Annotated in this window: 10 protein-coding genes and 1 pseudogene; 6 read left to right on the top strand and 5 right to left on the bottom strand. The window is 58.2% G+C overall.

Annotated elements, in window-relative coordinates; genetic code table 11:
• Positions 1-113: 113 nt before the first annotated feature.
• Both PspR84_RS15950 and PspR84_RS15945 read right to left on the bottom strand, forming a co-directional pair.
• The gene (locus PspR84_RS15950; RefSeq protein WP_160058040.1) at positions 114-1,853 is read right to left on the bottom strand and encodes a dipeptidase; all 1,740 of its coding nucleotides are present in this window, start codon (positions 1,851-1,853) and stop codon (positions 114-116) included.
• A gap of 242 nt (positions 1,854-2,095) precedes the next feature.
• On the bottom strand, positions 2,096-2,611 hold the full coding sequence (locus tag PspR84_RS15945) for a hypothetical protein (RefSeq protein ID WP_160058039.1): 516 nt from the start codon (positions 2,609-2,611) through the stop codon (positions 2,096-2,098).
• A gap of 227 nt (positions 2,612-2,838) precedes the next feature.
• Between PspR84_RS15945 and gcvA the strand changes: the two genes are divergently transcribed.
• The 3 genes from gcvA (at position 2,839) to PspR84_RS15930 (ending at position 5,436) form a co-directional block, all read left to right on the top strand.
• Positions 2,839-3,750, top strand: a complete 912-nt coding sequence (gene gcvA, locus PspR84_RS15940; protein WP_160060100.1) for a transcriptional regulator GcvA — start codon at positions 2,839-2,841, stop codon at positions 3,748-3,750.
• 67 nt (positions 3,751-3,817) lie between these two features.
• On the top strand, positions 3,818-4,645 hold the full coding sequence (locus PspR84_RS15935; protein WP_160058038.1) for a DMT family transporter: 828 nt from the start codon (positions 3,818-3,820) through the stop codon (positions 4,643-4,645).
• A gap of 29 nt (positions 4,646-4,674) precedes the next feature.
• On the top strand, positions 4,675-5,436 hold the full coding sequence (locus PspR84_RS15930) for an SDR family oxidoreductase (protein ID WP_160058036.1): 762 nt from the start codon (positions 4,675-4,677) through the stop codon (positions 5,434-5,436).
• Positions 5,437-5,457: 21 nt separating this feature from the next.
• Here the strand turns inward: PspR84_RS15930 and PspR84_RS15925 are convergent, their stop codons facing one another.
• Positions 5,458-6,426, bottom strand: coding sequence for an AraC family transcriptional regulator (locus PspR84_RS15925; RefSeq protein WP_160058034.1), 969 nt, complete (start codon positions 6,424-6,426; stop codon positions 5,458-5,460).
• A gap of 102 nt (positions 6,427-6,528) precedes the next feature.
• Between PspR84_RS15925 and PspR84_RS15920 the strand changes: the two genes are divergently transcribed.
• The 3 genes and pseudogenes from PspR84_RS15920 (at position 6,529) to PspR84_RS15910 (ending at position 10,140) form a co-directional block, all read left to right on the top strand.
• On the top strand, positions 6,529-7,779 hold the full coding sequence (locus PspR84_RS15920) for an MFS transporter (protein WP_160058032.1): 1,251 nt from the start codon (positions 6,529-6,531) through the stop codon (positions 7,777-7,779).
• 24 nt (positions 7,780-7,803) lie between these two features.
• Positions 7,804-8,028 (top strand): annotated as a pseudogene (locus PspR84_RS29670) (hypothetical protein); the annotation flags it as partial.
• 168 nt (positions 8,029-8,196) lie between these two features.
• The gene (locus tag PspR84_RS15910; RefSeq protein WP_160058030.1) at positions 8,197-10,140 is read left to right on the top strand and encodes a methyl-accepting chemotaxis protein; all 1,944 of its coding nucleotides are present in this window, start codon (positions 8,197-8,199) and stop codon (positions 10,138-10,140) included.
• A gap of 390 nt (positions 10,141-10,530) precedes the next feature.
• On the opposite strand, the gene PspR84_RS15905 is transcribed toward PspR84_RS15910, so the two are convergent.
• Positions 10,531-11,172: a hypothetical protein gene (locus PspR84_RS15905; protein WP_065873175.1), complete on the bottom strand. Its 642-nt coding sequence runs from the start codon at positions 11,170-11,172 to the stop codon at positions 10,531-10,533.
• A 148-nt stretch (positions 11,173-11,320) separates the two neighbouring features.
• The gene (locus PspR84_RS15900; RefSeq protein ID WP_058426038.1) at positions 11,321-11,668 is read right to left on the bottom strand and encodes a chorismate mutase; all 348 of its coding nucleotides are present in this window, start codon (positions 11,666-11,668) and stop codon (positions 11,321-11,323) included.
• Between the last annotated feature and the right edge of the window lie 86 nt (positions 11,669-11,754).

Raw genomic sequence — 11,754 nt, 5'->3', positions numbered from 1 at the left:
AGGACAATTCAGTGTTGCCCGACGTGTAAAAGTCAGGAGCGAGGCTGCGCGGCGGGGATTATGCGGGGATTAAAAATGCCGAACCCGCCATGGCGGCGGGTTCGACAATGCGGTCAGAGTTTCGGCAACTGGCCGATGCGTCCGATCATTTCAGTCACGATCTGCAGATCCAGCTGGAATTGCTCCACAGTCTTGAATTCGCCGTCAGTGTGACCGGTGTATTTCACGTTTGGCATGGCCAGACCGAATTGCACGCCATTCGGCAGTTCATGCACCGAGGTAGCGCCGGCGGAGGTGCCGAACTCGTGTTTCATGCCGAGGTTTTCAGTCGATACCGCCAGCAGCGCCTTGACCCACTCACCCTCAGGATTACGGTACATCGGCTCGGCGATCGAATAATCGAAGGTTACGGCTACGTGGCTTTTCTTGTCCCACGCCGCCAGTTTATCGGCGATTTCAGCCTTGAGCTTCTCCGGCGACTTGCCCTTCGGCACGCGCAGGTTGACCGCGAGTTTGAAGGCTTTGTCATCCATGCCGACGTAGGTCAGCGACGTTGTCAGCGGCCCCATGAAGGCATCGGAGAAACCGACATTCAGCTTGTTGCCCAGGTAATCCAGCCCCCAGTTGTCGGCGGCATAACGCGCGGCATCGGTGATGTGGTTGTGCTTGAACGCGACTTTGCCATCAAGGCTATTGATAAAGACCAGCATCCGCGCGACCGGGTTGACCCCGGATTCTGGCTCGGAGGAGTGCGCAGATACGCCAGTCACGGTCAGTTTGACGTCTTTGCCGTCGACCTTGGCGCTGACCTGGAAATCGCCGCCATTGCGCTTGGCAAACTCATCACCGGCCTTTTGCAGACTGGCAGCCAGTTCAGCAGGTTTGTCGGTGATCAGGGTGGCGACCGACGCCGAAGGAATCTGGTTGGTCGCCAGGCCACCGGTCATCGAGACGATTTCGGCACCTTCGCCTTCGCCTTTGCGCTTGGCAAAGTTGGCCATGACGGTGCCGTAGCCTTTCTCGGCAATCACCACCGGGTAGCCACCATCCAGCGCGAGGTTGTAGTTCGGTGTCGGATTGCGTTCGAAGTAGTAAGGGATCGCGTCGCCCGTGGTTTCTTCGGTGGTGTCGACCAGCAGCTTGAAGTTGCGCACCAGCGGCAGCTTTTCTTCCTTGATGACTTTCATGGCATAGAGCGTAACCACGATGCCGTTCTTGTCATCCTCGGTGCCGCGACCATACATGCGATCGCCGATCAAGGTGATCTTGAACGGGTCGAGGCGGGTGCCATCCTTGAGCACCCAGTTTTCCGGCGTCACCGGCACCACGTCGGCATGCGCATGAATGCCAACCACTTCATCGCCGCTGCCGTCGAGAGAGATCTCGTACACGCGGTTGTCGATGTTGCGGAATTTCAGATTGAACGACTCGGCAAGGCTCTGAATCTTCGCCGCGATCTTGGTGAATTCCGGGTTGTCGTGCTGTTCGACGCCATCCTTGCGAAAGGTCGGGATCTCGACCAGTTCGCGCAGGGTTTCGGTAGCGGCGGCGCTGTATTTCGCTCGCGTGTAGAGACCCAGCAGACGATAGATTTCGTTCTGCTGCTCGGCGCTCAATGCCTTGTTGTCGAGGTAAGCACCAATGGCCGGGTCGATGTCGGCGGTTTTCGCCAGATCGCTTTTCCCCAGATTACCGAGGAATTGGCGGAAATCAGTGGCTTTGTCTGCGCTATAAGTCTTGAGGATTTCAGCGCTCTGCTGCGGAGTGATATTGGCTTGTGCGGGCGCCGCGAACACGGCAAGACCGGCCAGCATCAAGGTGGTGGCAGCCAGTTTTTTGAAAGGGACATTCATTACGAAGGGCATTCCTTTGCAGGGCAGTGAGTTAGGCGTGTCTCAAGGTTGAGACATATACACTTACAAACTAACACCGTGCCAGAGCCTTGCGGGAGTCCTGAAAGGGGATCTGTCGCACAAAAATGCAAAAGAGGCGCAGAAATGAAAAAGCTCGGGGAAGGTTTCCGGGCTTTTTTATGGGGGCTCACCTGACGACCAGCGCTTCTCCAAATCCTTGCGCCAGGTTCAGCAAAGCGCGGCTATCTGAAGATATGTTCAATCATGATCCTGGAGGGGATGAATAACGTATTCGTGTAATAGGCCTCATACCCATAGGCGGTTATGCGAACTTTGCACGGGATTGAAGCTTGCGACGTCAGCAACGGTTTGATGGCTTCGTAGTCATTCAAGTCGCGTTGCGTACCATCCGGATTGGTGTAGTAGAAGATCAGGTCGGAGGAAAACTTGTAATTGGGCCTGGCTTGACCGCTTGCGTTCACTCGCCCTTCGGCTTTTACCGCGATTGAATGCTCGGATGAGAACTCCATGTCGCGATTGAGAGAGCAGATCAGGGTAGGGTTGAGCTGGTTGGAGTTTTCGTAGTCATTGAAAGCGTTCTGCAAATCCACAGTGGAGTTGAAGTGTGCCGTGAACAGATTGGCGGGGCCGAGCTCAAACGATGATAGCGTGAGGTCGGTGGGCGGAATGCTGGCCGTTTTTACGCAGCCGGTGCAGAGTAGAACGCCCAGGTATATGACCGCGCGGAAGCTGTTCATTGGCCGAAAATACCGTTGATTGAGTCAAAAATCAGATCGCAGGTGGACTTCGTCCCTTGCACAGGTTCTATAAACATCCAGTCAGCAGAAGCATGGTGCTTATCAATGGTCTTGTTGATGGTCGGATCTGCCTCGATATTCGAAGTGACGTTTCGAGTGAGTTTGGTTCTATCATGAGCTGGCGTTCATGTAAGCACTTTTCTGATAACTCACTGGATGCTGTCCTAATGAGAGACCTGCCGCCTACCGCGACCTTGCGCGCATTTGAAGCTGCCACCCGGCACTTGACCTTTACGTCGGCCGCACAAGAGCTGCATGTAACTCAAAGCGCGGTCAGTCATCAGCTCAAGCATCTTGAGGCCCTTTGGGGAGTGCAGTTGTTTGAACGTGGCAAGGCGTTACGTCTCACGGCAGCGGGGGCTGCGCTGGCGCCCATCGTACGCGAGTTTTTCATCAGCCTGGAGGCGACTTTGGGGGACTTGCGCGAGCAAAAAGGCAGAGTTCGACTCGGCGTCAGCACCACCTATTCCTTCGCGCTCAAATGGTTGCTGCCGCGCTTGCCGCGTCTCGCTCGTCAGCACCCCGAGCTGCTGGTCTCGCTGGACACCACGGATAAAATCATCCACTTCTCTCACGGCCAGGCGGATGTTGCGATCAGACTTGGCAAGGGCGATTACCCCGGTCTGCATTCTGAGTTCCTGTTTGGGGAACAGGTATTTCCTGTGGTCAGCCCGGAATTGTTGCGGCGCGTAGGAACTCCGCAGAGCCCCGCAGAACTGTTGCATTTCCCGCTACTCACGCGCGATGGTGCTGAATTGGTGCCTAAATGGGAGGTATGGTTTCAAGCCGTCGGGCTGGCCTATTTGCCGCTCAAGGAGAGTGTCAGATTTGGCGATACCAACATGACGGTCGAGGCCGCCTTGCTCGGCCAGGGCGTTGCATTGGTGCGCAGCGGGCATGTCGAGAACGAAATCAGCGATGGCCGTTTGGTGCGGTTGTTTGATGTGCCATTCCCATCACCGCTGGCGTACTACTTCGTCTGCCCCAAGGGCATCGAAGCGCAACCGCATATCGCCAGCTTTCGCCAATGGTTGGTCAGTGAGGCGCTGAAGTCCAACGACCGGATGGGTGAGTCATGAGTATACGTTCATGCTGTGATGAGGAAGCTTCGCTTTAGTCCCGTTGCCGCATTGCCTAAAGTGGCGCATGCCTATTCATATCATCTTCCTCGTGCTTTTCGCCGCGCTCCTGCATGCCAGCTGGAATGCGCTGCTGCGTAGCGGCGCCGATCGGCTGTGGTCGATGACAGTGATGTGCATTGCCATCGCCATCACCAGTGTCGTCGCCGCAGCGTTCATGGTGCCCCCCGCGATTGAGAGCTGGGGCTACGCGGTGCTTTCAGGGTTGCTGCATGTCGGCTACAACCTGTTTCTGGTGCGCAGTTACCGGGTCGGCGACCTGGGGCAGATCTATCCGATTTCGCGTGGATCATCGCCGGTGTTGATCACTCTGGGGGCCGCCGTGTTTGCCGGAGAAAGCATCACGCCTGACGTGTTACTCGGTATTGCGCTGGTGTCAGGCGGGATTATGTCGCTGGCTTTCAGAGGGCGCAGTCTGTCGGTTCCCAGCCTGCCTTATGCGCTGGGAACGGGCGGCTTTATCGCGGCCTACAGCGTGGTTGACGGCATCGGCGCCAGGATCTCCGGCTCGCCGCTAGCCTACACGGTGTGGATGTGTGCCCTGTGGGGCGTACTGATGCCAATGGTCTATATCGGCCTGCGCGATACCCGCAGCTTGTTCTCCGTCCGGCCCGGAACAGTGACCGCGCTGGTCGGCGGGCTGGTCTCTTTGCTCGCCTATGCAATGGTCATCTACGCCATGAACGAAGCGCCCCTGGGCGCGGTATCCGCATTGCGCGAAACCAGCGTGCTGTTTGCGGCGTTGATCGGCTATGTGTTTCTCGGCGAGAAGCTCACCGCGCGCCGGATACTGGCATGCGTAGTGATCGCCAGCGGCACTCTCATCATCGGCTGATACAGCCAACGGCTCAGGAGTTAAGTTTCATGGTCAACGTATCGCAGGCACCGCTGATTCTGATTACGGGCGGAAGTCGTGGAGTGGGGGCAGCCACCGCGCGGCTCGCTGCCGAAAGAGGTTATGACGTGGCGATCAGCTACGTTGCCAACGAGTCCGCAGCGCTGGCCGTGGCTGCGGATGTGGAAGCGTTGGGGCGCAGGGCGTTGGCGATGCGGGCCGACAGTGCGGACCCCCAGCAGGTGGCCGATTTGTTCGCGGCCATCGACCGCACGTTCGGACGCATCGACGTTCTGGTCAATAACGCCGGGATGCTGGCGCCGCAGTCACGCCTGGAGGACCTCGGCTTCGAGCGGATGCAGCGCATCTTTGCGGTCAACGCCATTGGGCCAATTCTCTGTGCCCAACAGGCGGTGAAGCGTATGTCTTACCGCCACAACGGCCCGGGCGGCGTGGTGATCAATGTGTCTTCGGCCTCGGCGCGCCTTGGTAGCCCCAATGAATATGTCGACTATGCGGCGTCAAAGGGAGCCTTGGAGACGTTCACCATTGGCTTTGCAAAAGAGGTGGCTCGGGAAGGCATACGCGTCAACTGTATTCGCCCCGGACATATCTATACCGAAATGCATGCCAGTGGCGGTGAGCCGGGGCGGGTCGATCGTGTCAAGGATTCGATCCCGATGGGGCGGGGCGGACAGCCTGAGGAAGTAGCTCGCGCGATTCTATGGTTGGCGAGCGCGGAGGCATCCTTCGTTACCGGTACATTCCTCGATGTAACGGGGGGCAAATGAGTCAGTGGCACGGATCATCCACTACCTGCGTTCGGCTTGCCTCACCTTACGACTCAATCCGGGCGTTTTGCCCGTTATGCGCTTGAATGCACGACTGAAAGCGGCCTGGGAGGTATAGCCCAAACGCTGCGCTACCTCTTCAATCGGTAGCCTTTCGAGAGTCAGCCACTGGCTTGCAAGCCGCATGCGCAGTTCAGTGACATAGCGTAGCGGGGCCATGCCAATCGTCGCCTGGAAACGGTCCGCGAAGACCGAGCGTGAGGTGTTGCAGTGCTCTGCCAACTGCGCGACAGTCCAGTCGCGGCCCGGTTGTTGATGGAGCGCAAGCAGTGCACCGGCCAAGCGGGGATCGCGCAAGGCGGCGACCAGGCCAGAAGCATTGCCGCAGGCGCACTCGACCCAGCCGCGAACGACCATGGCCGCCACCACGTCGGCCAACCGCGCGAGGATACCGGCGAAGCCGACACGAGCGGCGCTTACCTCGCGTTCCATGGTAGTCAGGATCGGCACTAGTCCGGGGTAACGCTGGCCGCCGGCATCAATCAGCATCAGGCCCGGCATCAGCCGGCCAAGGCCATGGATACTGCCCAGCTCAAACTCCATACAACCACTGAACAGAATAGTGCTCGGAGTGGCGCCGGCATCGGTTCCGGTATTCACCGCGCTGACGGTTTCACCCAAGGGCGCACCGTCTAGACGATCGATGTCCTGGACAGGCGCGCCCTGATGAGAAAACAGTTGATGGGCTGCGCCATGGGATATGAACACGGCGTTGCCGGCAGACAGCGCGTAGGTGCTGCCGTCCTCCATTCGCAGTACCGCATTGCCGACGGCCACGAAGTGGAACCAGGCATGCCCAGGTTTTTCCGCGAAGCCCAAACCAAAGGCAGGACCCGCCTGGATACGCCGGTATTCAACACCACGCAGGCGCATGCCGCGCAACAGCTCGTTGATGAGGTCCGAGGAAAGAGCAAACTGATCTGCAGGCATCGTTCAGGTGTTTTGGTCAAAAAGTAGAGACTTTGGATCATAGATCATCCCGATTTCGGCGCCTAGACTTCGGCTCTTAATGAAGATTGGGAGATCCGTGCAATGACTGACTGTGTATGTAACACCGTATCCGACCGCCATTGCGGCGTCGGCGCGGACGTAGAACCTGCAACCCCGGCGTGGATGGCAGTATTTTCGTTGGCAATGGGTGTGTTCGGATTACTGACCGCTGAGTACCTTCCGGCCAGTTTGTTGACGCTGATGGCTACTGACCTGGGAGTGTCCGAAGCGCTGGCTGGCCAGGCGGTAACGGTAACTGCCGTGGTGGCGCTGTTCGCCGGCTTGTTGGTGCCAGGTCTGACCCGTGGTATCGACCGACGCTGGGTGTTGTTGGGTTTTTCGACGTTGATGGTCGCCTCCAATCTGTTGGTCGCCGTTTCCTCCAGCTTCGCGGTGCTGTTGTTGATGCGTATCTTGCTGGGCATTGCCCTTGGCGGGTTCTGGAGCATGGCGGCGGCGGTAGCGATGCGCTTGGTGCCGAGTGCCTTGTTGCCCCGGGCGCTGTCGATCATTTTCAGCGGCATCGCCATCGGCACGGTCGTTGCGGTGCCGCTGGGCAGCTATCTGGGTGGGCTGTATGGCTGGCGCAGCGCGTTCTTCGCCGCGGCGGCGGTAGGCATGGTGACCCTGGCTTTCCAGGCGTTCACTCTCCCGCGTCTTGCGCCGCGCCGGCCGGCACGCCTGCGCACTGTGCTCGAGGTGTTGCAGCGCCCAGGCATCGCCATGGGGATGTTCGGTTGTGTGCTGGTGCACAGCGGGCACTTCGCGATGTTTACCTATGTTCGGCCATTCCTTGAAGGGACTACCGGCATCGGCGCGCAAGGGCTGTCCCTGATGCTGCTGGGGTTCGGTGTGGCGAACTTCGTCGGCACGCTGTTGGCCGGCCGGCTGCTGGAGCGCCACCCGCTGGCCACTCTGGTGCTGATGCCCGCGCTGGTCGGCGTTGCAGCACTGGCGTTGGTGCTGTTGCCGGCCTCGGTGCCGGGACAGGCGCTACTGCTGGCGGTCTGGGGCATGGCCTTTGGTGGTGTGCCGGTGGCGTGGTCGAACTGGGTCGCCAGCGCGGTACCTGATCAGGCGGAAAGCGCCGGAGGCATGGTAGTGGCCTCTGTGCAGTCAGCCATCGCCACTGGCGCCGCCGCTGGCGGTGCAATGTTCAGCCTCAGTGGCAGCGCAGGCGTATTCGTAGCGGCAGCCGTGCTGATGCTGCTGGCCGCGTTGCTGATTGCCCTGCGTGTCCGGGTCACTTCTGCTCATGGCGTTCGCCAGTCCAAGCCCGCGCTGCACCTTTGATCCGGTTTGCCAAACCGCCTAAATCCGTCCGTAACCAGGGACGCAGCCGTGCTATCGAGCTGCAAGCGGGGCGAACCGATCCTGTTCTGCTACTGAACTCCCACGCCGCTAATGGGCCAATTGGATTGGGTCTAACTGGCGCAGAAGCCGGATCCCGAAATCTGGCAGGGTTGGGTCAGTGAAGCAGCGGCCAGGAAAATCGATGCGACGTTATGGAAGGTTTTCAATGGCAGGGAAGCCTTTCTTTAATCGCAGATAGATTGCCCTGAGTTTGCCGATGTTCGCCGTTCTAAAGTGCGCTGCGTCGCGGTCGATAACTCAGAGTACGCATGGGCTCTATCTCCTCATAACAACACATGCGACGTTCACTTCTAGCGTTTCCCCTTGCCAAAACTATAAATATCCGCAGGTGAAGTCATGAATATCAAGCAGAAGCTGACCTGGGCGTTCGCAGCTATCGCGTGCGTCCCGGTCATCTTGGTCGCCGTTTTGGTAGTGCTGAATTTGCGAGAGGGGGCCCTGGCCAATTTTCTCGACAGCAGCGGTCGTGAGATCCGCCAGATCGACAATGGGATGAAGCAGTTTTTCGACGGCATAAGCCAAAACGTCGACTATGTAGCCAAGGACCCGCGCGTTGTCGCGGCCAAAGACCTCAAGAGCTACGCGGGTGCCGAAGCCGCGCAAATTCCACTTACTCAGGCCAACAAAGAGCTGCTGGCGATATTTGACCAGTTCGCCAAAAGTCATCCGAGTACTGCTTACCTGTCCCTGGGTCTGAGTGACGGCGGCTACGCCAGTTGGCCGGACGACACCAAGCTGAACAACTACGATCCGCGCGTCCGTCCCTGGTATAAAGCGGCCATCGCCACGCCAGGCGCCACTGTGCGCACGGGGGCCTACTATTGGGCGCCGGACGATGTGACGCTGATCGGCACTGTGCGTACTGTCGCCGACGCCGCCGGGAATATCCTGGGAGTGGTTGGTCTGGACGTGTCGCTCAAGCAACTCACCGAGCTGGTGCGCAACATCAAGCTGGGCGATAGCGGCTACCTGATGCTGGTGGAAGACAACGGTAACGTGCTGGTAGACCCCAGCGACGCGAAGCACAACTTCAAACCTCTGGCCGACCTGGGGCCCAACTACGCCGAACTAGCCAAGGGAGGCGACGGCGTGACCCAAATCGAGATTGATGGCGTGGCGTACATGGCCAACGTGGTCAGCTCCAAAGGCCTGGGCTGGCGCTTTATCGGCCTGATCAAACGTGATGAAGTGATGGCCGACGTCACCCGCCTGACCTGGTTGATCGCCGCCATTGCCGCGGCATTGGCGTTGGTGTTCGCGATAGTAGGCGCCAGCTTTGCCAGCGTCATCGTGCGTCCGATTCGCGGCGTGGCCGACGGCCTGCAAGAAATCGCCGAAGGAGAAGGCGACCTGACGCGCCAACTCCAGGTGCAGGGCAAGGACGAAACCGCCAGCCTGGCGGGCTGGTTCAACCAGTTCCTGGGCATGATCGCACAATTGGTGCAGCGCATCGGCAACGCCTCATCTGACCTGCAGACCGCCGCCGCCGAGACTAGCGACGTGGCCAACAATATGAACCAGGCTGCAGGTCGCCAGCGTGAGGCCGTGGAGTTGGTGAGCACCGCATTCAACGAAATGGTCGCTACTGCCAACGAAGTTGCACGTTCGTGCAGTGCTGCCGCGACGAGTGCCGACGAAGGCTACCGCGACGTACATGACGGCCAGCAGCACATCGGCGAAGCCACCGGCAGCGTGCTCAAGCTCAGCGAAGACCTGCAGAAGTCGACCCAGACCATGCAGTTGCTGGAGCAGGACAGCCAGAACATCAACACCATTCTCGACACCATCCGCTCGATTGCCGAGCAGACCAACTTGCTGGCGCTCAACGCGGCGATTGAAGCGGCGCGCGCCGGTGACCAAGGCCGAGGTTTCGCCGTAGTCGCCGACGAAGTCCGCGCCCTGGCTCGCAGGACAGCCGACTCCACCGGCGAGATCGACAGCTTGCTGGGCAATCTCGCCCGCCGCACTCAGGAGGTAACGCAGCAGATGCAAGGCAGCCTGCAAGTGTCCCACGCCAGCGTGGAACGCATTCAGCAGGCGCGTGACAGCTTCGACAAGATCCGTGGCTCGGTGGACTCGATCCGCGACCAGAATACCCAGATCGCCACAGCCGCTGAGGAGCAGCACCAAGTGGCCGAAGAGATCAATCGCCACATCGCGCAGATCCATGCCGATGCCCAACTGGTCGAAGGCTTTGCTCAGTCGTCACAGGCTGGCTCGGGTCGATTGATAGACATTTCCGGTCAGCTCAAAGGCCTGGTGGGTCGTTTCAAATATTAGTATCCCGACCCAAATGAAAACGGTGAGCACTCACCGTTTTCATTCGGCCGACATACGCAGTTTTATTGCTTCCACTGTTCCACTGAAAGCCTCAGGCCGGTCTATCGAATAGCGGAGAATACCCCTAGAGACTATCCGGATCCCCAAAAAACATTTTGACTAGGCTCTAGGAAGGCGTTTTCAGGTCGATAATGCTGTTATTTGCCCCCCCTTTTGCCCCCAATCGCATTGAGTGTGCGAGTGATCTTGAATGGTGACCTGCGACTGACTCCAGTATGGCAGTACCTGGTATTCGGTGCACGCAAGCTAAAGCGGCGCTCCCGAGCAACGCAATCAGCGTGAGCGAGGATCTTTATTTGATCCGAAACACACTGGTTTTATGCTTGCCTCTCATTCAGCCCTGATTGTTTCGTGAAATATTTCTGCATAAAGCCGAGCGACGGTCGGTGTGAGGTTGTGTACTGAAGGAATCAGAAAATTTGAGTTGGGGGCGAGTCGTTTTGCGTAGATGACTTCGTAAACCCTGCGAACGATTCCTGGCTCTGTTTCCTCTTGGTCGAAGCCAGGCATTATTCCTACGGCTTTGTAACCCGCATGCTCCAGTGCTTGTTGCATATACGGAGCGCTGGTTGTCGCCATACCATAGATCAAGCCCGCTCCCATGAACCTTCCCATTTTTTCTCCGAGGTCTTGGGCAGCTACGGCCAGTTTGGTTTGTCTATGATGTTTGGCTACCGCGCCCACTCGCCCGAAGATGACATCAGCGCCGTCAATTTTTTCCCACGTTGCTATCGCGACGATTTCATGATTTCGGCGGACCACTATAGCGAACATCGCCCGCTCCAGATCGTCTTCGAGCACCACGTTGTCTTCATAAAATTGCTGGTTCAGAAAAGGGCTCCCTAACCCCACCGTAATGGAGGGAAACCACGTCTGGAAAAAAATTATCGCTACATCGATCTCCTCGCGTTTCAGGTAATCCCATGTGTAGCCAGAGGGTAAAACAGTGAAACTGCGAATCTGATCGATCATTGGCCATTTCATGCGGTTCTGCTCGTCTTGATAGTCTAATTGCCTTTCAGGAATCGGTCGGAGAAAGGGGCTTATTCAGTCGCTTCTCTATCGAGTTGTCTGCGATCTATCAGCAATTCCCGGGCGTCTAGTGAGGGGAGGCGGCGGGTTAGACGGCGGTGTTTTCAGGTTTGAGGACAGCGCCCTCGCAGAGTCCTGGGTTATGCCTGGCCGCAAATTGTCTGTGGCGGTCGACCACTTCACCGATGACAAACTGCATCAGCTTCTGGACGAAGGCCGTATCGAGGTTGGCCTCCTGGGCGAGGGCTGTCAGACGTTCGTATTGATGCTGCTCTCTCTTCTTGTCCACCGCTGGCAATTGATGTCGGGCTTTAAGCAAGCCGACCTCATCAGTACAGCGGAACCGTTCAGCAAGCATGTGGATGAGCGCGGCGTCGATATTGTCGATGGTTTGTCTGAATGCCGAGAGTTGACGCGTGATGTCGGAATTGTCCATGGATAACCTCGTGGCAGTTGTTCTAAGGGGCTTGTCTGTACCCTTCCTTGGTCCTTCCATGATTGGACGGAGAACCTGAGCAGGCG

This window comes from Pseudomonas sp. R84, assembly GCF_009834515.1.
Lineage (GTDB): Bacteria > Pseudomonadota > Gammaproteobacteria > Pseudomonadales > Pseudomonadaceae > Aquipseudomonas.
Note: the sequence above shows the minus strand (reverse complement) of the source record. Positions and strands in the feature narration are given on the sequence as shown.

Coding starts and splice junctions, on each gene's coding strand:
- PspR84_RS15930 (WP_160058036.1), top strand. CDS start 4,675: ATGGTCAACGTATCGCAGGCACCGCTGATTCTGATTACGGGCGGAAGT.
- PspR84_RS15950 (WP_160058040.1), bottom strand. CDS start 1,853: ATGAATGTCCCTTTCAAAAAACTGGCTGCCACCACCTTGATGCTGGCC.
- gcvA (WP_160060100.1), top strand. CDS start 2,839: ATGAGAGACCTGCCGCCTACCGCGACCTTGCGCGCATTTGAAGCTGCC.
- PspR84_RS15945 (WP_160058039.1), bottom strand. CDS start 2,611: ATGAACAGCTTCCGCGCGGTCATATACCTGGGCGTTCTACTCTGCACC.
- PspR84_RS15905 (WP_065873175.1), bottom strand. CDS start 11,172: ATGATCGATCAGATTCGCAGTTTCACTGTTTTACCCTCTGGCTACACA.
- PspR84_RS15910 (WP_160058030.1), top strand. CDS start 8,197: ATGAATATCAAGCAGAAGCTGACCTGGGCGTTCGCAGCTATCGCGTGC.
- PspR84_RS15925 (WP_160058034.1), bottom strand. CDS start 6,426: ATGCCTGCAGATCAGTTTGCTCTTTCCTCGGACCTCATCAACGAGCTG.
- PspR84_RS15920 (WP_160058032.1), top strand. CDS start 6,529: ATGACTGACTGTGTATGTAACACCGTATCCGACCGCCATTGCGGCGTC.
- PspR84_RS15900 (WP_058426038.1), bottom strand. CDS start 11,668: ATGGACAATTCCGACATCACGCGTCAACTCTCGGCATTCAGACAAACC.
- PspR84_RS15935 (WP_160058038.1), top strand. CDS start 3,818: ATGCCTATTCATATCATCTTCCTCGTGCTTTTCGCCGCGCTCCTGCAT.